Origin of the sequence: Streptomyces sp. 4F14 (genome assembly GCF_048159485.1) — a bacterium.
Lineage (GTDB): Bacteria > Actinomycetota > Actinomycetes > Streptomycetales > Streptomycetaceae > Streptomyces.
In genome coordinates, this window is record NZ_JBLRVY010000005.1 from 161,861 (window position 1) to 180,916 (window position 19,056).

At 71.2% G+C, this 19,056-nt stretch carries 14 protein-coding genes; 8 read left to right on the plus strand and 6 right to left on the minus strand.

The genetic code is table 11. The features are described 5' to 3' along the window. Positions 1–70: 70 nt before the first annotated feature. The 4 genes from ACLZOT_RS10190 to ACLZOT_RS10205 form a co-directional block, all read right to left on the minus strand. Complete coding sequence (locus ACLZOT_RS10190; protein ID WP_416968455.1) at positions 71–3,853, minus strand: multifunctional oxoglutarate decarboxylase/oxoglutarate dehydrogenase thiamine pyrophosphate-binding subunit/dihydrolipoyllysine-residue succinyltransferase subunit; 3,783 nt, start codon at positions 3,851–3,853, stop codon at positions 71–73. A 237-nt stretch (positions 3,854–4,090) separates the two neighbouring features. Further along, a complete protein-coding gene (locus ACLZOT_RS10195) occupies positions 4,091–5,194 on the minus strand; it encodes a sensor histidine kinase (protein WP_416968456.1) in 1,104 nt (367 codons plus the stop codon). Further along, complete coding sequence (locus ACLZOT_RS10200; protein ID WP_416968457.1) at positions 5,191–5,931, minus strand: response regulator transcription factor; 741 nt, start codon at positions 5,929–5,931, stop codon at positions 5,191–5,193. Before ACLZOT_RS10200 ends, ACLZOT_RS10195 begins: the two co-directional genes overlap by 4 nt. Before the next feature lie 121 nt (positions 5,932–6,052). Then, positions 6,053–6,772 (minus strand): spermidine synthase, encoded by a 720-nt coding sequence (locus tag ACLZOT_RS10205; protein WP_416968458.1) that lies wholly within the window; start codon positions 6,770–6,772, stop codon positions 6,053–6,055. Between the two features lie 177 nt (positions 6,773–6,949). Here ACLZOT_RS10205 and ACLZOT_RS10210 point away from each other — a divergent pair, with 177 nt between their 5' ends. After that, the gene (locus tag ACLZOT_RS10210) at positions 6,950–7,840 is read left to right on the plus strand and encodes a rhomboid-like protein (RefSeq protein ID WP_416968459.1); all 891 of its coding nucleotides are present in this window, start codon (positions 6,950–6,952) and stop codon (positions 7,838–7,840) included. Between the two features lie 265 nt (positions 7,841–8,105). Here the strand turns inward: ACLZOT_RS10210 and ACLZOT_RS10215 are convergent, their stop codons facing one another. Beyond that, on the minus strand, positions 8,106–9,113 hold the full coding sequence (locus ACLZOT_RS10215; protein ID WP_416968460.1) for a DUF5954 family protein: 1,008 nt from the start codon (positions 9,111–9,113) through the stop codon (positions 8,106–8,108). Positions 9,114–9,527: 414 nt separating this feature from the next. Here ACLZOT_RS10215 and ACLZOT_RS10220 point away from each other — a divergent pair, with 414 nt between their 5' ends. The 3 genes from ACLZOT_RS10220 (at position 9,528) to ACLZOT_RS10230 (ending at position 13,458) form a co-directional block, all read left to right on the plus strand. After that, a complete protein-coding gene (locus tag ACLZOT_RS10220) occupies positions 9,528–9,788 on the plus strand; it encodes a hypothetical protein (RefSeq protein ID WP_416968461.1) in 261 nt (86 codons plus the stop codon). A gap of 645 nt (positions 9,789–10,433) precedes the next feature. Further along, complete coding sequence (lon, locus tag ACLZOT_RS10225) at positions 10,434–12,836, plus strand: endopeptidase La (RefSeq protein ID WP_416968462.1); 2,403 nt, start codon at positions 10,434–10,436, stop codon at positions 12,834–12,836. Between the two features lie 130 nt (positions 12,837–12,966). Beyond that, on the plus strand, positions 12,967–13,458 hold the full coding sequence (locus ACLZOT_RS10230) for a MarR family winged helix-turn-helix transcriptional regulator (protein WP_416968463.1): 492 nt from the start codon (positions 12,967–12,969) through the stop codon (positions 13,456–13,458). A gap of 2 nt (positions 13,459–13,460) precedes the next feature. Here the strand turns inward: ACLZOT_RS10230 and ACLZOT_RS10235 are convergent, their stop codons facing one another. Next, positions 13,461–14,249 carry a protein phosphatase 2C domain-containing protein gene (locus ACLZOT_RS10235; RefSeq protein WP_416968464.1) on the minus strand — a complete coding sequence of 263 codons (789 nt, stop codon included), beginning with the start codon at positions 14,247–14,249 and terminating at the stop codon, positions 13,461–13,463. Between the two features lie 357 nt (positions 14,250–14,606). Between ACLZOT_RS10235 and ACLZOT_RS10240 the strand changes: the two genes are divergently transcribed. The 4 genes from ACLZOT_RS10240 to ACLZOT_RS10255 are packed head-to-tail and all read left to right on the plus strand — an operon-like array spanning position 14,607 to position 19,042. Continuing rightward, positions 14,607–17,498 carry a nitrate- and nitrite sensing domain-containing protein gene (locus tag ACLZOT_RS10240; protein WP_416968465.1) on the plus strand — a complete coding sequence of 964 codons (2,892 nt, stop codon included), beginning with the start codon at positions 14,607–14,609 and terminating at the stop codon, positions 17,496–17,498. Further along, complete coding sequence (locus ACLZOT_RS10245) at positions 17,495–17,992, plus strand: roadblock/LC7 domain-containing protein (RefSeq protein WP_416968466.1); 498 nt, start codon at positions 17,495–17,497, stop codon at positions 17,990–17,992. Before ACLZOT_RS10240 ends, ACLZOT_RS10245 begins: the two co-directional genes overlap by 4 nt. Next, positions 17,989–18,429: a DUF742 domain-containing protein gene (locus ACLZOT_RS10250; protein WP_416968467.1), complete on the plus strand. Its 441-nt coding sequence runs from the start codon at positions 17,989–17,991 to the stop codon at positions 18,427–18,429. The genes ACLZOT_RS10245 and ACLZOT_RS10250 overlap by 4 nt, the downstream gene beginning before the upstream one ends. After that, on the plus strand, positions 18,410–19,042 hold the full coding sequence (locus ACLZOT_RS10255; RefSeq protein WP_416968468.1) for a GTP-binding protein: 633 nt from the start codon (positions 18,410–18,412) through the stop codon (positions 19,040–19,042). The genes ACLZOT_RS10250 and ACLZOT_RS10255 overlap by 20 nt, the downstream gene beginning before the upstream one ends. The last annotated feature ends 14 nt before the right edge of the window (positions 19,043–19,056 follow it).

Genomic DNA, 19,056 nt, shown 5'->3' on the forward strand with positions numbered 1-19,056 from the left:
CACGAGAAAGCCCGGCCCCCTCCGGAATCCGGAAGGGGCCGGGCTTCTTCACACGCTCATGCGGCGAGGCTCACGCCTCGAACACCTCGCGCACCAGCTGCTCCTGCTCCGCCTGGTGCCGCTTCGCGGAACCCACGGCCGGGGACGAGCTGTGCGGGCGCGAGATACGGCGCAGGCGCTCGCCGTGCGGGACGTCCGCGCCGACCGCCAGGTCCAGGTGGTCGATCAGGTTGAGCGCGATGAACGGCCAGGCACCCTGGTTCGCCGGCTCCTCCTGCGCCCACAGGTACTTCTCGGCGTTGGGGTACTTGGCGATCTCCGCCTGGAGCTCCGCACCCGCCAGCGGGTAGAGGCGCTCGATCCGGATGATCGCCGTGTCCGTGATCCCGCGCTTCTGCCGCTCGGCGTCGAGGTCGTAGTAGACCTTGCCCGCCGTGAAGACGACCTTGCGGACCGCGTTCGGGTCGACCGAGGTGTCGCCGATGACCGGACGGAACTGACCGGACGTGAACTCCTCCGCCTTCGACGCCGCCGCCTTCAGACGCAGCATCGACTTCGGGGTGAAGACCACCAGCGGCTTGTGGTGCGGGTTGTGCGACTGCCACCGCAGGAGGTGGAAGTAGTTCGACGGCAGCGTCGGCATGGCGACCGTCATGTTGTTCTGCGCGCACATCTGGAGGAACCGCTCCGGGCGGGCGGACGAGTGGTCCGGGCCCTGGCCCTCGTAGCCGTGCGGCAGCAGCAGGGTGACGCCGGAGGTCTGGCCCCACTTCTGCTCGGCGGAGGAGATGAACTCGTCGACGACGGTCTGCGCGCCGTTGACGAAGTCGCCGAACTGCGCCTCCCACATGACGAGCGCGTCCGGGCGGGCCAGCGAGTAGCCGTACTCGAAGCCCATGGCCGCGTACTCGGAGAGCAGCGAGTTGTAGACGTTCAGGCGGGCCTGGTCCTCGGAGAGGTAGTTCAGCGGCGTGAACTCCTCGCCGGTCTCGCGGTCGATGATGACCGCGTGCCGCTGGCCGAACGTGCCGCGCTGCGAGTCCTGGCCCGCGAGCCGCACAGGCACGCCCTCCAGGAGCAGCGAGCCGATCGCGAGGGTCTCGCCCATGCCCCAGTCGATCGTCCCGTCCTCGACCATCGACGCCCGGCGCTGGAGCTGCGGCAGCAGGCGCGGGTGGGCCGTGATGTGGTCCGGGATGTTGACCTGGGACTCGGCGATCCGCTTGACCGCCTCGGAGGAGATCGCGGTGGCCGTGGCGACCGGGAACCCGTCCTGCGGGTCGCCGAGCGCGCCGGACGCGCCCTGCGCGGTGGCCTCGCGGACCTCCGTGAAGACCTTCTCCAGCTGGCCCTGGTAGTCCTGGAGCGCCTGCTCCGCCTCTTCCAGGGTGATGTCGCCGCGCCCGATCAGGGACTCGGTGTACAGCTTGCGCACCGAGCGCTTCTTGTCGATCAGGTCGTACATCAGCGGCTGCGTGAACGCCGGGTTGTCCGACTCGTTGTGGCCGCGGCGGCGGTAGCACAGGAGGTCGATGACGACGTCCTTGTTGAACGCCTGGCGGAACTCGAAGGCGAGCCGCGCGACGCGGACGACGGCCTCGGGGTCGTCGCCGTTCACGTGGAAGATCGGCGCCTCGATCATGCGGGCCACGTCGGTGGCGTACATCGAGGAGCGCGAGGACTCCGGGGCGGCGGTGAAGCCGACCTGGTTGTTGATGACGATGTGGACCGTGCCGCCGGTGCGGTAGCCGCGCAGCTGCGACATGTTCAGGGTCTCGGCCACCACGCCCTGGCCCGCGAAGGCCGCGTCGCCGTGGATCGCGACCGGCAGGACCGTGAAGTCGGTGCCGCCCTTGTTGATGATGTCCTGCTTGGCGCGCGAGACACCCTCGACGATCGGGTCGACGGCCTCCAGGTGCGAGGGGTTCGCGACCAGGGAGACGGTGATCTGCTCGCCGTCCAGACCGGTGAACGTGCCCTCGGCGCCCAGGTGGTACTTCACGTCGCCGGAGCCGTGCATCGACTTCGGGTCGAGGTTGCCCTCGAACTCGCGGAAGATCTGCGCGTACGACTTGCCGACGATGTTCGCCAGCACGTTGAGCCGGCCGCGGTGGGCCATGCCGATGACGACCTCGTCGAGCCGGGACTCGGCGGCGGAGTCGATGACCGCGTCGAGCAGCGGGATGACGGACTCGCCGCCCTCCAGCGAGAACCGCTTCTGGCCGACGTACTTGGTCTGCAGGAACGTCTCGAAGGCTTCCGCCGCGTTCAGGCGGCGCAGGATCCGCAGCTGCTCCTCGCGCTCCGGCTTGGAGTGCGCGCGCTCGATGCGGTCCTGGATCCACTTGCGCTGCTTCGGGTCCTGGATGTGCATGAACTCGACGCCGGTGGTGCGGCAGTACGAGTCGCGCAGCACGCCGAGGATGTCGCGCAGCTTCATCAGGGACTTGCCGGCGAAGCCGCCGACCGCGAACTCCCGCTCCAGGTCCCACAGGGTGAGGCCGTGCTCGGTGATGTCCAGGTCGGGGTGCTTGCGCTGCTGGTACTCCAGCGGGTCGGTGTCGGCCATGACGTGGCCGCGGACCCGGTAGGAGTGGATCAGCTCGAAGACGCGGGCGGCCTTCGTGACGTCGTCGTCGTGCGAGGCGTCGATGTCGCGCAGCCAGCGGATCGGCTCGTAGGGGATCCGCAGGGACTTGAAGACGTCGTCGTAGAAGCCGCTCTCGCCGAGCAGGAGGTTCGCGACGATGCGCAGGAACTCGCCGGAGGCGGCGCCCTGGATGACCCGGTGGTCGTAGGTCGACGTGAGCGTCATGACCTTGGAGATGCCGAGCTTGTTCAGGGTGTCCTGGGAGGTGCCCTGGAACTCCGCCGGGTAGTCCATCGAGCCGACGCCCATGATGACGGACTGGCCGGGCATCAGGCGGGGCACGGAGTGGACGGTGCCCAGGCCCCCGGGGTTGGTCAGGGAGACCGTGACGCCGGTGAAGTCGTCCATCGTGAGCTTGCCGTCGCGGGCGCGGCGGACGATGTCCTCGTACGCCTGCCAGAACTCGAAGAAGCCGAGCGTCTCGGCCTTCTTGATGCCGGCGACGACGAGCTGGCGGTCGCCGTTGGCCTTCACCAGGTCGATCGCGAGGCCGAAGTTGATGTGCTCCGGCTTGACCAGGGTGGGCTTGCCGTCCTTCTCCGCGAAGGAGTGGTTCATGCCCGGCATCGCCTTGATGGCCTGCACCATCGCGTACCCGATGAGGTGCGTGAAGGAGATCTTCCCGCCCCGGGCGCGCTTGAGGTGGTTGTTGATGACGATGCGGTTGTCGAAGAGCAGCTTCACCGGGACCGCGCGCACGGACGTCGCCGTGGGCACCTCCAGGGAGGCGTTCATGTTCTTCGCGACGGCGGCGGCCGGGCCGCGCAGGGTCACGAGCTCGGGGCCCTCGGGGGCCTCCTTCGCGGGTGCGGCGGGCGCGGCGGGGGTCGTCACGGGAGCGGCCTTCGGCTTCGGAGCGGGTGCGGGCGCGGCGGCTGCGGCGGGCCGGGGAGCCGGCGCCGGGGCCGCGGGAGCCGCGGGAACGGGAGCAGGGGTGGCAGGTGCCGTGGGCGTGGTGGTCGCTGCGGCCCCCGCGGCCGCAGTGCCCGCCGCAGCCGGGGCGGGCGTCTCGGCAACCCCCGGCTTGTAGTCGGCGAAGAAGTCCCACCAGGCCCGGTCTACCGAATTCGGGTCCTGGAGGTACTGCTGATAGATCTCGTCGACAAGCCACTCGTTCGGTCCGAAGGCGGCGGCGGGATTCGTACCCGCTCGGTCCGCTTCGGACGAGGTGCTCGATCCGTTACTGGGGGACTGTGACGACACGGCGGCAACCGCCCTCTTCCGCTTCACAAGGTGATGGACAGCGGGAATAAAGGCTACGCCTCCGAGACCGAGAAGGAGAGGCCGGGCCGCCGCATCGTCGTGTAAGTCACATCGAACGCCGTGTTTCGTCGCCGGAAATGGCGGGAAACAAGCGGGGTTCCGCCCGAAACGGCTTCTCTTCGTCCACGATGACGCTGGTCCGGCACCTTTACTGCCCGACGATGATCGAACTGTACGTCAACCGCTGATCGGAGACTCCCCCGGAAGGGTGACGAGAATCCGGCAGCCGCGCTCCGATTCGGCCACTCCGATGCGCCCGCCGTGCAGATCGACGGCCCAGCGCGCGATGGCGAGCCCCAGGCCCGTACCGCCGTCGCTGCCCGGTCCGTGCGGACGGCGTACCGAGCCCCGGTTGAAGCGTTCGAAGACGCGGTGCCACTCGGAGCGCGGGATGCCCGGGCCCTCGTCCAGGACCTCCAGCTCCAGCGAGTCCGGCAGCACGCCCCGGCGGGCCTTCAGCGTGACGCGGCCGTGCGGCGGGCTGTGCTTGACGGCGTTGTCGATGAGGTTGGCGACGACCTGGTGGATGCGCTCGGGGTCGGCGTGCGCGGTCAGCTCCGGCGGCGAGACGTCCAGGTGGAGGTGGACGTCGGAGCGGGTGTGGTTGCCCGAGCCCGAGGCCATCCCCGCGCGCGCCGAGGCGACCATGTTGGCCTCCTTCAGCACGCCCGACAGATACGGCCACACCTCGAAACGCCGCTTGCGCAGCGGGACGACGCCGTTGTCCAGCCGGGACAGGTCGAGCAGCGTCTCCACCAGGCGGCCGAGGCGCTCGGTCTGCTTCAGGGCCGTGCGCATGGTCTCCGGGTCGGCCTCGGCGATGCCGTCGACCACGTTCTCCAGGACGGCCCGCAGGCCCGCGATCGGGGTGCGCAGCTCGTGCGAGACGTTCGCGACCAGCTCTTTCCGCTGCTGGTACTGCGCCTCCAGCTCGTCGGCCATGACGTTGATCGTCTCGGCCAGGTCGCCCAGCTCGTCGCGTCTGTTCTCGCGGACCCGGCGCGTGTAGTCGCCCTGTGCGATGGACCGGGCGACGAGGTTCATCTCGTCCAGCGGCGCCGTCAGCGAGTGCGCGACGAACTGGGTGATCAGCAGCGTCGCGATCATCGAGAAGACCATGATGAACCGCAGCTCGGTCTTCGTGTGCACGGCGATCATCGACAGCCCGGTCGTGATCAGCACCGAGATGACGACGAGTGCCCCGAGCTTCGTCTTGATCGAGAACGGTCGCATTCCCGCCCAGGGCTCCCCTCTCGGCCCGCCCTCCGGCCCGCCGCTCATGGCGTCGGGGTCTCCAGCGCGTACCCGACACCGTGCACGGTACGGATCCGTTCGGCGCCGATCTTCCGGCGCAGCGCCTTGATGTGGCTGTCGACCGTGCGGGTGCCGGAGGCGTCCGCCCAGTCCCAGACCTCGGCGAGGAGCTGCTCGCGGGAGAGCACCGCGCGCGGCGTGTTCGCCAGGCAGACCAGGAGGTCGAACTCGGTGGGCGTCAGGTGCACGTCCTCCGAGCGGACGCGTACGCGGCGCTGCGCGTGGTCGATCTCCAGCTCGCCCAGGCGCAGGATGCCCGAGCGGGGGGTCGTGGCGGCGATGGCCGCCCGCTCGACCCGGCGCAGCAGGACGTGCACGCGCGCGGCCAGCTCCCGCATCGAGAACGGCTTGGTCATGTAGTCGTCCGCGCCGACCCCGAGCCCGACCAGCATGTCGGTCTCGTCGTCGCGGGCGGTCAGCATCAGCACCGGGACGGGCCGCTGGGCCTGCACACGGCGGCAGACCTCCAGACCGTCGAAGCCCGGCAGCATGATGTCGAGAATCAGCAGGTCCGGCTGCCATGCCTCGGCCGTGTCGACCGCCGCCGGACCGTCTCCGGCCGTTTGCACGAGGAATCCCTCGGCGCGCAGTCGGGCCGCGATGGCGTCGACGATCGTCTGGTCGTCCTCGACGACCAGGACGCGGCGCTGTGCGCCCGGGGTAGCCGTCGTCGTGCCGTTCTGCGAGGTGTGTGTCTGCTCCATCGCCCGCCCCTGGGGTGCTTTCCGGAATCCGTGGGGTGATCCCATGTCTGCGCATGACTGCGACCGACGCATGAATGATCGGCGTCAGGTGAGCAGAGTACGGGGAGTCACCATCGCTTTGCTATCCAGGCCGGACGGCGAGATGCACGACGTCCGGAACGCCTCGGGCAACGGGCACCTCTTCGGTACGCACCCCCCGGAACCCGGCATTCCAGAGGGTTCCCTCGAAGTCGGGCGAGGGCTGCGCGGACCATACGGCGAGTACTCCGCCCGGCCTCAACACCCGGGCGCAGCTCGCGAGTCCGGCCGGGCCGTACAGGCCGTCGTTGCCCTCGGTGACGGTCCAGTCGGGGCCGTTGTCGATGTCCAGACACAGCGCGTCGAACGTGTCCGATGTCTCACGCAGGAAATCGAGGAGATCGGTGACGACGACGTCCGTGCGCGGATCGTCCAGGGCGGTCCTCGACACGACGTCCAGCGGGCCGTCCGTGTGCCAGTCCACGACCGCGCGCTCGCGTTCCACGACCGTGATCTTCGACCAGGCCGGGTTCGCGGCGGCGTGTGCGAGCGAGAATCCCACGCCGAGTCCGCCGATGAGGAGGGTGGGTTTTTCTGACGGGGCCGCGTGATTTTTGTCGAGTGTTTGCCACGCGGCGTCGATGAGCAGGCGTTCCGACCGGCCGTCCGACGTGTCCATCAGGAAGCAGCCGTTGGCGATGATCTGGAGGAGGCCGCCGTGTCTGCGCAGGACCACTTCGCCGTACGGGCCCTCCCGGCGGTCCAGGACCTGCGGGGCGTCGTACACAGAGGGTGACGGCTGCGGTGGCATCGGTTGCGGCATCGGCCCATCCTGGCACTCGGGGGCTTCGGGGCCGATGGAATTTCACCGGCCGGGGTTGTGTTCGGGAAGGCAGCTTCTTTGAGAGCTTGCTGAGAATCCGCTCTTACGTGGCCTGAGTCACAGACAGCGGGGGTGCGGGGCGCGAAAGGTGTAGGAGAACGGAAGGAGCGCCTCACGGTGGAACGTACCGAGACGGCTGGAGCGGGGGAGTTGTCGGTTCCCGGGGCGCTGCTGGACGGGGTGCCGAGACAGCGGCTGCGGGCGGGGACGGGCGTCGGGGCCGACGCGGTCTCCGGGGCGGACGCTGCTTCCGGGGCGGCTGAGGTGGCCGATCCGGGTGCCGGGTCCGTCGAGGCCGTCGTTCCCGTTCCCGTCGTTCAGGAAGTCGCCGTCCGGGCCTTCCCGCGCGTGTGGCGACTGCTGCCCACGCCCACCGGTACGCCGTTCACCTTCTGGTACGCCGTCCTGCTCGCCGTCACCTCGTACGTCGCCGACAACGCGGACCCCGCCTGGGTGGACAGCGTGCTCCAGGCGTCCAGCACCGACGTCACGCATCTCGTGCAGGCGCCGGTGCTGGTGCTCGTCGCGAGCGCGCTGTGGGTGGCCGGGGGGCTCGGCTCGCCCTTCGCCGCGGTCTTCCTCCTCGTGCTGACCGCCCTCGAACGGCGGATCGGCGCGCTGCGCACCGCCCTCGTCTTCCTCGCCGGCCACGTCGTCGCGACCCTCGCCACCGAACTGCCGGTCGGCTTCGCCGTCCTGGTCGGCCGGCTGCCGGACACCTCGCTGCACCGGCTCGACTACGGGATCAGCTTCGGGGTCGCCGCGAGCCTGGGCGCGGTGACGGGGCTGCTGCGGCCGTGGATCCGCTGGCCCGTGCTGGTGCTGTTCGGGGGGATGCTGCTCCAGGACCTCGTCAACCTCACGGACCCGGTGAGCAATTGGGGACACCTGATCGCGCTGGGCGTGGGGGTGGGGACGTGGCGGTGGGTGCGGAGGTGGAGTGCGGAGAGTACGGAGGCACTGAGGCGCACGGCCCTCCGGGGGCCGGCTCTGCCGACGGCTTCTTGAGGGGGGCGGCTTCTTGAGGGGCTGAGCTTGAAGGGGGCGCGGTTTCTTGAGGGGGGTGGGTTTGAGGGGCGCGGCTTCTTGCGGGGGTGGGTTTGAGGGAGCGCGATTTGAAGGGCTGGGCTTGAGGGGCTCGGCTTCTTGAGGAGCCCGGCTCTCGGGGTGCGCGGCTTCTTGCGGGGGCGGGGTTAAGGGCGCGCGGCTTCCTGAGTGGCTGGGTTCTGGAGGGTGTGGCTTCTCGCAGGTGTCTTCCTGGCCGGCGGCCCCTTCAGTCCTCGTGGATCACCGTGCCGTCCTCCAGCAGCGTCGGGTGCATCTTCGACGGGCCGTACTGGTCGACGTCCGAGGGGCGGGGGGTCTCGGGGCCGTCCGGGCCCATGCGGACGACCCTCTCCACGCGGCACACCCGGAAGTGCCGGCCCGCGACGGTCGCCTCGTCGGCCCGGCCCGCCGCGCGGAACTCCTCGGCGCCGGCCGCGTACTCGGCCCGGCGGGTCTCGTCGTCGCGGTGCAGCAGCGGCCAGTACCGGGTCATCGCCTGGTACAGCCAGCGCCGCGCCTCGTGCGGGGACGCCTTCGGGGAACTGCACGCCGTCCACCCCTTGTCGTCGCGCTCGACGATCGCGAAGCCGATGGGGAGGCGGACCAGGTCGGGGTGGGTGGTCACCGCGCGCCGCGAGTCGTCCTGCGCGTCCGCGTCGAAGCGGGTGCCGACGTAGCTGAACTCGCGCAGGCCCAGACGCAGGGCGCCCGCCATCGGGCTGTCGTCGCGGGTCGGGTCCAGGACGAAGCCGACGTCGGGGGAGGGGCCGTCCATCGCGTCCCAGTCGGGTTCCGCGGGCTCCGGGTCGGTCGGCCTCGGCGGCTCCAGGCCGTACTCGCCGCTCCACGCGAACTCGTCGCCCCGCACGATCCGGTAGCGCACGCCGAGCGCCTCGACCTCGTTCGCCGGCTCCTTCTCCAGCACCGACACGGCGGCGATCAGCGCGCGGCGCTCCGCGGGGTCGTCGGTGTCGTCCTTCGCGGCGAACCACAGGTGGGAGTGGAGTTCGTCGCGGGCCATCTGGGGCATGCCGTCGACGAGGGCCGTCTTCACCCGCCACCGCCCCTCCCCCTCCCGCACCGCCACCCCGAACACCGGCCCCCTGAGCGCCATCCGCGGATACCTGCGCGACGCCTCCACCGCGTCCGCCTCCATCACCCACGCGACCGGGTCGTCCCGCCGGACCAGTTCCGCGTGCAGCTCGTCGATGTGTCGCTTCCAGTCATCGGTCATGTGCGCATTGTGGTCGGGGTGGGGGAGTAGAACGGGGGGAACCGGGAAAGTGGGGGCCTTTGTTCGAGCCGGCCGGAACAGGTGGGGGTGGCTGCCGTCGGGGGGTTCGCGGTGCTTTCGCGGGGCGCCGGGAACGGGTACGAGCGACTCGCGTCGCGTCGGAGGCGGGGTGCCGGGTGCCGGGGGCCGGGCGGGTGGTTCGCGGTGCTTTCGCGGGGCGCTCGGGACAGGCCGCGGGCGGCTTTCGTCGGGGGCTTCGCGGGTGGCCGGCGTCAGGTGCGGGTGGCTTTCGCCGGGTGCCCGCGCAGGTCACACGGCTACCACCCCGTCACAGTCCCGTCACGGCGCTACCCTCCGCCCCGGCCGCCGCCCGATGATGTTCCCCATCCACCGCATCTCACCCCAGGGGGACTCATGGGCTTCATCAACAACGCCAAGGCCAACGAGGCGTCCCGCGTAGCGGCCCTCGCCTACACGGAGGGCCGCCGCGTCCTCACCTTCAAGATCATCGAGGCCGGCACCGCCTCCCGCACCACCGGCCTCATGCCGGGCGTGGGCGAACAGATCGAGGCCATCGAGGCCCAGGGCTGGACCCTCTCCGACATGGCAGCGGCGGAGGGCAAGACCCTCACGGGCGAACGGACGTCCCTGATCTGCCTGTTCCGCCGGAACTGACACGGCTGCCCTCCCGGGCCGGGCCCAGGTCGCGAGGCGAGCCGGGTCGCGCGGCAGCCCCGGGGGGCGTTGTCCCGGGTCGACGCGGAGTTCGGGGCGGGCCGGGGACCGGAGCGGGCTCGACCCTGCGGTGCCTGTCCGGTGAGCCCTTCCGCGGGGGCGGCCGGAGCCCGGAGCGGGCGGGCTGTCCGGCGGGGCCTCGCGTTGCCTCGCGGCGAGTCTCCTCCTGCGGCGGCCCGGGGGTTGAAGTGGACGGCCCGCCCGTCGGGGCCACTCCTCGCACCGGCCCAGGGGTCCGCGTGAGCTGCGCGCCGTGCGCCCTCGCGGCGGGGCCTCTTTCTCCGAGTGTTCGCTGCGGCTGTCGTATGTCCCGCGTCGTTTCTCGCTGCCTGTTCCGTCCCGTGGTTTCGCCCGTTCCGAGTTCCCGGGTGTGGCTCCTGTCTCCGGGGCGGTACCGAAGTCGGCCTCGGTGTTGTTGTCGTGAGGGCCGGGTCTTCATGTCCACCACCTTCGCACCTGCCACTGACAACCTCTCTGACCTGCGAGAACCACGTGATCGCTCACGGCGAACACGGCCCCGGGAACATTCGGTGGCTCATATGCATTGAGTCGGCATAGCTCAACTTGACTGCCGAAGGGGAGATCATGGCTTCGTCGTCCTCAACGCTCACTCTGCCTGTGCTGCCGCTCGACGGCGAGGTCGTTCTGCCGGGCATGGTGGTGCCGTTGGATCTGAATGACGCTGATGTGAGGGCCGCTGTGGAGGCCGCGCAGGCGGCCGCGCGGACCGAGCCCGGGAAGCCGAGGGTGCTGATGGTGCCCAGGGTGGACGGGAATTACGCGGGAACCGGCGTGCTCGGCACGATCGAGCAGGTCGGGAGGCTCGCGGACGGGGACCCGGGCGCGCTGATCCGCGGGCGGGCGCGGGTGAAGATCGGGGCCGGGACGACCGGTCCGGGCGCAGCCCTGTGGGTCGAGGGCAGCCGGCTCGACGAGTCGCTGCCCGAGCCGCTCCCGGGGAGCGTGACCGAGCTGGTCAAGGAGTACAAGGCGCTGGCGACCGCGTGGCTGCGCAAGCGCGGCGCCTGGCAGGTCGTGGACCGGGTGCAGGCCATCGACGAGGTGTCGACGCTGGCCGACAACTCCGGCTACTCCCCGTTCCTGACCCTCGACCAGAAGATCGAGCTGCTGGAGACCGCCGACCCGGTCGCCCGCCTCAAGCTGGCCACCCAGCAGCTCCGCGACCACCTCGCCGAGCAGGACGTCGCCGAGACGATCGCGAAGGACGTCCAGGAGGGCGTCGACAAGCAGCAGCGCGAGTTCCTGCTCAGGCGCCAGCTGGACGCCGTCCGCAAGGAGCTGCGCGAGCTGAACGGCGAGGCCGAGGGCGAGGAGTCGGACGACTACCGCGCCCGCGTGGAGGCCGCCGACCTGCCGGAGAAGGTCCGCGAGGCCGCCCTCAAGGAGGTCGACAAGCTGGAGCGGTCCAGCGACCAGTCCCCGGAGGGCTCCTGGATCCGCACCTGGCTGGACACGGTCCTCGAACTCCCGTGGAACGAGCGCACGCAGGACGCGTACGACATCCAGGGCGCCAAGTCGGTCCTGGACGCCGAGCACGCGGGCCTGGAGGACGTGAAGGAGCGCATCACCGAGTACCTGGCCGTCCGCAAGCGGCGTGGTGACCGGGGCCTGGGCGTCATCGGCGGCCGGCGCGGGGGCGCCGTACTGGCCCTCGTGGGGCCGCCCGGGGTCGGCAAGACCTCGCTGGGTGAGTCCGTCGCGCACGCGATGGGCCGCAAGTTCGTCCGGGTCGCCCTCGGGGGCGTGCGGGACGAGGCGGAGATCCGGGGGCACCGGCGGACGTACGTCGGCGCGCTGCCCGGGCGGATCGTCAGGGCGATCAAGGAGGCCGGGTCGATGAACCCCGTCGTCCTGCTCGACGAGATCGACAAGGTCGGCTCCGACTTCCGGGGCGACCCGGCGGCGGCGCTGCTCGAAGTCCTCGACCCCGCGCAGAACCACACCTTCCGCGACCACTACCTGGAGGTCGAACTCGACCTGTCGGACGTGGTGTTCCTCGCCACGGCCAACGTCCTGGAGGCGATCCCGGAGGCCCTGCTCGACCGGATGGAACTGGTCCGGCTCGACGGGTACACGGAGGACGAGAAGGTCGTCATCGCCCGCGACCACCTGCTCCCGCGCCAGCTGGAGCGCGCGGGCCTGAGCACCGACGAGGTCACCCTCGACGAGAGCGCCCTGCGCAAGCTCGCCGGGGAGTACACCCGCGAGGCGGGCGTCCGCACCCTGGAGCGCTCCATCGCGCGCCTGCTCCGCAAGGTCGCCGCCCAGCACGAACTGGGCGACCGGGAGCTGCCGTTCACGATCCGGGACGAGGACCTGCGCGCGCTCATCGGGCGCCCGCACCACGTGCCGGAGTCCGCGCAGGACCCCGCCGAGCGCCGTACGGCCGTCCCGGGCGTGGCGACCGGGCTCGCGGTGACCGGCGCGGGCGGCGACGTCCTGTTCGTCGAGGCGTCCCTCGCGGACCCGGAGACGGGCGCGGCGGGCCTCACGCTCACCGGGCAGCTCGGGGACGTGATGAAGGAGTCCGCGCAGATCGCGCTCAGCTTCCTGCGCTCGCGCGGCGCCGAACTGGAACTCCCGGTCGGCGACCTCAAGGACCGGGGCGTGCACATCCACTTCCCGGCGGGCGCGGTCCCCAAGGACGGCCCGAGCGCCGGCATCACGATGACGACCGCGCTGGCCTCGCTGCTCTCCGGGCGGCTGGTCCGCACGGACGTGGCGATGACCGGCGAGGTGTCCCTCACCGGGCGCGTGCTGCCCATCGGCGGGGTCAAGCAGAAGCTGCTGGCCGCGCACCGGGCCGGGGTGAAGACCGTCATCATCCCCAAGCGCAACGAGGCCGACCTGGACGACGTCCCGGCGGAGGTGCTGGAGAAGCTCGACGTCCACGCGGTGACGGACGTGCGTCAGGTGCTGGAGCTGGCGCTGACCCCCGCGAGGAACGAGGTTCCGGTGGCGGCGTGACGGGCGCCATCGGATGACGCGGAGGCTCGGGTTCCCCTTGAACGGGGCCCGAGCTTTCGCACAGGTCCGTCCCCTGACAGGACCCCTACGCCTCCCTGCGAAATACTGTCCGAACTGCGGCGATGAGCCGATGCGGACGACAGGGAGCACCGAAGTGAGTGACGACGGGAACGGCGGGGCGGTGGCAGGGGCCGACCGGGAGTTCCTCTCGCTGGAGCGGGAGCTGACCGTGCTGCTGCGGCGGGCTCGCGCCAACCAGGGCGAGATGGCCCGCGAGGTGCACCCCGACCTGGAGCCGGCCGCCTACGGGCTGCTCGTGCGGCTGGAGGAGACCGGCCGGCGCCGGGCCACCGAACTGGCCGCGTACATCGGCGTCGGCAAGGCGACGATGTCCCGGCAGCTGCGCGCCCTGGAGGAGCTGGGCCTCATCGCCCGCGAACCCGACCCGGCGGACGGCCGGGCCTGGCTCGTCGAGCTGACCGAGGAAGGGCGCGGGCGGGTGAGCCGGGTCCGGGAGGCCCGCCGGGCGATCTACGTCGCGCAGCTCGCGCACTGGGACCGCAAGGAGGTCTCCGAACTGGCGCGGCTGCTGGGGGAGTTGAACCAGGTGATGCAGAAGTAGGGCTACAGCTCGACGTACACGGCACTGGCGTCGTCGTGCGTCTTGCCGCGCCCGAGGAACGCCCGTGCCTGCGCGTCGGACGACTCCAACTCCCGTACCCGGCGCACGAGTCCGTGGGCGCCCTCCTTGCGGACGTACGTCAGCAGGTCGGTCCAGTCGCCCTCGTGGAACGTCTCCGCCCAGCGGGCCGCGCCGTCGGTGAGGCCGAGCAGGGAGCGGACGTCCGCGCGCGGGACGCGGCCCGTCACCGCGCGCGCCGCCACGGACGGGTCCGCGGCGGCCGTGAAGAAGCCGCCCTCCTTGTTGCGGGCGCGGGCGTCGGCGACCTCGTCGGAGACGAGGAGTGCGCGGGGGAGGCGGGCGAGGCGGTCGTCGAGGACGGGCGTGACCGTGCCGTCGGGGGACTCCAGCAGGAGCGCCGCGTCGGACAGGACCAGCCACTCGACGGCCTCGGCGGTCCACCGCGCGAGCGCGACCGTCGCCTGCGGGGTACGCGGGTGAGAAAGGTCACAGGTTTGTGAATGGGAGGTCGCGGTTCGGTGGATCGCGCGGAACAACGCCTCGGTGAGCGGGACATCCGGGAGGGAAACGGTCAGTTCGGTCAGCGCCCCGCCGAGCCGCGCGGTGTACCAGGGCACCGGGTGCACACACCCGGTCGGCCCGCGCGGCGGCGTCACCCCGTCCAGCACGACGAGCGCGCCCCCCTGCCCGGCTGCGGGAACGCAGACCGCGGCGAAGTCCTCGTCGGGGCGGGCCGGATCGCCCGGCTCGGACACAAGTTCCGTACGCATCGGGCCAGTCTGCACAGACCCGGGTGGACGGCGGGCGAACGGCTCGCGATGATCGTCCCGTTGGCGTTTCTTTGCAGGTCAGACGGGTGATTTGGGCGGGATTCGCGCCCTTGGGGAACGCGTGGCGGCGAATCCTGCCAAAGCCCGGCGCCCGCGTCCAACCGACGGGCCGGGAAGCGGACCGGCGCGCGCCGGTGGAACTTGCCCGCCAACTCCCCTCCGATGTTCACTCCTTCGGGTGGCGGGTCAGGTGATGAGCGCTTCCCGCCCACCGGCACTGGGAGGGTCGGGGACCGTACCGGTTGTGCGCTGTTGTTGACCGAGCGTCATCCGGTCCTATGGGTACACGAGTCAGGAATGCGAGCACCGGTGCAGAAGACGCGGCCTGGGCGCACAGAACAACCGGCTTCCGGGGCGGCCTCGGTGCCTCCCGTCGGCAAGGGGCGGCCGACCCATGTGCGCAACCGGCTGATCATCGCCGTGGCCGTGGTGGCCGCCGCGATCGGCGCCGCCGGGACACCGTCCGTGCTCGCGCTCTCCGCCGAACTCAAGGACTCCCAGGAGCTGGTGACGCTCGCCGAGCGCACCCAGGAAGCGCTGGTCCTCGCGCACTCCCTCGCCGACGAGCGCGACCAGGTCACCGAGTACCTCGCGACCGGCCGCGCCAAGGAGAGCGCCCCGGACGCGCAGGTCGTCGCGCGCGTCGACCGGCAGCTCACCGACCTGCGCGCCGCCGGGAACCTCCCCGCCGCCGTCTCCGGCGTCGCCGCGATCCGCAGGACCGCCCTCGACGGGAAGAGCACGCCGCTCCAGACCCACGAGGCGTACTCCAAGACCATCACCGAGCTGCACCGCCTCGCCGAACGCCTCGCCCAGCAGACCCCGCCACGCGCGGGCGCGGGTGCGTACGCCCTCGCCGAACTCGACTCCGCCGTCCAACAGGCCGCCGCCGCCCGGGGATTGCTGGTCGCCGCCCTCGACGTACCGGTCACCGAAGGCTACGACACCTCCGGCGCCGCCGAGTTGCGCGACAGCCTCAGCGCCGCCGCCCAACAGGCCCGCCTGCGCTCGGACTCGGCGCTCGCGGACTTCCGGGAGACCGCGCCGCAGAGCATGGTCGACGCCTACGACTCGACGGTCACCGGGGGCGAGAACGACGCCGCCGAGCGGTACTTGACCCAGCTCACCGACCAACCCGTCCTCGGCGACGACGACTTGAAGGCCGCGCCGGCCGCCGTGGACACCGCCCTGTCCGCCCGGATCGAGCTGATGCGCGGCGTCGAGGCGTCCCTCTTCGACCGGCGCACCAAGGGACTTGAGACCCTCCGCGACGACGACGTCACCGGGCTCGAACTGCGGGTCGCGTTGCTCGGCGCGCTCATGCTGGTCGCCGTCGGGGTCGCCACGGGCATGGCGCGCAGCCTCACCCGGCCGCTGTCCGCCGTCCGCCGGGGCGCCGCGCGGATCGCCGAGGCGGAGGAGCCCGGCGCCGAGGAACCCGTCAAGTTCACCGGCCGCAACGACGAGTTCGCGCAGGTCGTCCGGTCCGTCAACGCGCTGCACGCGCACGCCGCCGGGCTGTACGAGCGGCTCGGCACGCTGGAGGCCGACCGCAAGCACCTTGTCGGGCAGCGGCAGAAGATGGCCGACGCGCGCGAGGAACTCCGTACCGAACTCGCCTCCGTGACCGCGCAGTTGGAGCGGCTGCGGGGGTCCATCGGATCCACGTTCGCCACCCTCTCGCTGCGCACCCTCGGCCTCGTCGAGCGTCAACTCGCCGTCATCGAGGGGCTGGAGGAGCGCGAGCAGGACCCCGAGCGGCTCGCGACGCTGTTCAAGCTGGACCACTTCGCGACCGTCATGCGGCGGCACAGCGAGAACCTGCTCGTCCTCGCCGGGGCCGAGCACGTGCAGCAGCACCCCGGTCCCGTACCGCTGGTGGACGTCGTCCGCGCGGCCGTCTCCGAGATCGAGCGCTACGACCGGGTGCGGATCTCCTCGCTGCCCGCGCACGCCCACATCGCCGGGTTCGCCGCCGACGATCTCTCGCACCTGCTCGCCGAGTTGATGGAGAACGCGACCTCCTTCTCGCCGGCCGACCTGCCCGTCGACGTCTCCGGCTGGCTCCTGGAGAACGGCGACGTCATGGTCTCCGTCCAGGACGAGGGCCTCGGCATCGAGCCGGACCGCCGCGACACCCTCAACGCCCGCCTCGCCGAGTCCGACCCCGAAGTCCCCTTCGAGGGACCGGACGAGGAGGGGCTCGGCCTGTACGTCGTCTCCCGGCTCGCCGGGCGGCACGCCGTGCGGGTGCGGCTGCGGGGGCAGAAGAAGACGCCCGGGACGGCGGCGGTCGTCGTCATCCCTACGGCCGTGCTGGCGCCGGCGCCGGCCGGTGCTGTGCCGTCCACCGCGCCGGGCGTGGTGGCCTCGGGCGGGGTGACGCTTCCGGGGGCCGACGCCGAGGTCAACTCGCATGTCATCGGGGGGCGTTCGAGGGACCTCGCGGTGGAGTTGGCGGAGAAGGCGATACGTGAGGCCGGGGGTGGGGTTCCGGCTGAGGGGGAGGTTGGGGCCGTTGAGGGTGATGCGGAGGGCGTTCCCGCTGAGGGGTGTGACTCCGGCGAGGACGGCCTGTCTGAGGGCTCCGGCGAGGGTGCCGCGCCCGAGGATGCCGATGAGTCCGGTGCCGGCGGCGTAGAAGACGTCGTGGACGCGGTCGAGGAGACCGGCCCCGGCGACTCCGGGGAGCCGCCCGCCGTCGATGAGCCCGCCGTGCCGGACGAACCGGCTGTGTCGTCCGAGACGACCATGGTGCTCTCCCTCCCGCCGGCGCCCCGAAGCGAATCGGTTCCGCAGACCGTCGACGACCCGCGCACCGCCCTCAGCTCTCCCGAGCACTCCCGCGCCGAGCCCGACCAGTCCACCGAACCCGCTGAACCCGCTGAACTCGCCGAGCCCGCCGAGCAGGTCACCGCGAAGGGGCTCCCCAAGCGGACGCCCAAGGTGACCGCGCCGGAGGAGGCCGTGCGGCCGAGGCCCGCGGGCGGCGTCGACGCGGAGGCGCTCCGCAAGAAGCTCGGCGGGTTCCGGCGGGGGGCCGTCGCCGGATACCGGGACGCCGAGTCGGAGCTCGCGGAGGAGACGGACAGAGGGGAACTGCCCCCGAATGAACGGGCAGTCGGGCGCGGGACGTATGGACATGCCGGGGACACCACGGGGGGCACCGTCGAGGAGGCAAGCAGTTGACCGCGCCCAGTACCTTCGGCCTGAGCAGCGAAGCCCGTAACCTGCACTGGCTGTTGAACAACCTCGTGGAGGAGGTCCCCGGCATCCAGTCGGTGGCTGTGGTCTCCTCCGACGGCCTGCTGCTCCTGTCCTCCGACCCCGGCGCCAACGACCGGGCGAAACAAGGGAGTTCGAGCCGACCGGCGGGCCCGAGAGGCTCGTCCGCCGACCTCGCCACGATCGTCTCCGGCATCGGCAGCCTCACACTGGGCGCCGCCCGCCTGATGGACTTCGGCGGCGTGAAGAACACGATGGTCGCGATGGACGCAGGCAGCCTGTGCGTGATGTCGATCAGTGACGGCTCCCTGCTCGGTGTGCACGGCGACGCGGACTGCGACATGAGCACCGTGGCGTACCACATGGCCCTGTTCGTGGGCCGCGTCGGACATGTCCTGACGCCCGAACTCCGCACGGAACTAAGGAAGTCACTGGAGGCGGAAGGGGGCGCGCGATGACCAGGAAACAGCTCCCGGTACGCGGCGCGGGCCTCCCCCAAGTTCTCGGCTCCGCTCGAACAGGGCGGTACCCCCATCCGGCCCGCGTCCGCCCCTACTCCCTGACCGGCGGCCGCACCCGCTTCGGCCACGTCCTCCTCGTCGAGACCTTCGTCGCCGCGCTCGAAGCGCCCGAGGAGCACAAGGAGTTGACGAACCGTCAGAACTCCAAGGTGCTGCCGGAGCTGGCGGCGATCGTCGAACTCTGCCGCCGTATGCGGACCGTGGCCGAGATCGCCGCGCTGCTGCGCATGCCGCTCGGCGTGGTCCGGGTCCTGCTGAGCGACCTCGCGGACCAGGGAAAGATCCGTGTGTACGGCACCGGTACCACCCACGGTACGGGCCGTCCCGACCGCGCTCTGCTGGAAAGGGTGCTGAGTGGACTCCGTCGTCTCTGATCGCTTCCCCGGACGGGGAGTCGACACCGACGAGAACCTGAAATCCTGGCAGACGGACCGCACCCGCGCCCCTGTCGCCACGAAGATCGTCATCGCGGGCGGTTTCGGCGTCGGCAAGACGACGCTCGTCACGGCCGTCTCGGAGATCACCCCTCTCCAGACGGAGGCGCTGATGACCCAAGCGTCCGCCGCCACCGACGACTTGAGCGCCACCCCGCAGAAGCTCACGACGACCGTCGCGATGGACTTCGGCCGCCTCACCCTGGACGACGACCTGGTCCTGTACCTCTTCGGCACCCCCGGCCAGCAGCGCTTCTGGTTCATGTGGGACGACCTGGTGCGCGGCGCGATCGGCGCCGTCGTCCTCGCCGACACCCGCCGCCTGAAGGACTGCTTCCCGGCCCTCGACTACTTCGAGAGCTGCGGACTGCCGTACGTCGTCGCCGTCAACCACTTCGACGGCACCGAACGCTTCGAACCGGACGACGTCCGCGAGGCTCTGACGATCCCTCAGGACGTCCCGGTCGTCGTCATGGACGCCCGCCGCCGGATCGCGGTCATCGACACCCTGCTCTCCCTGGTGGCGCACGCGCTCGACGAAACACCCGAATAGGAGCGACTCCCCGC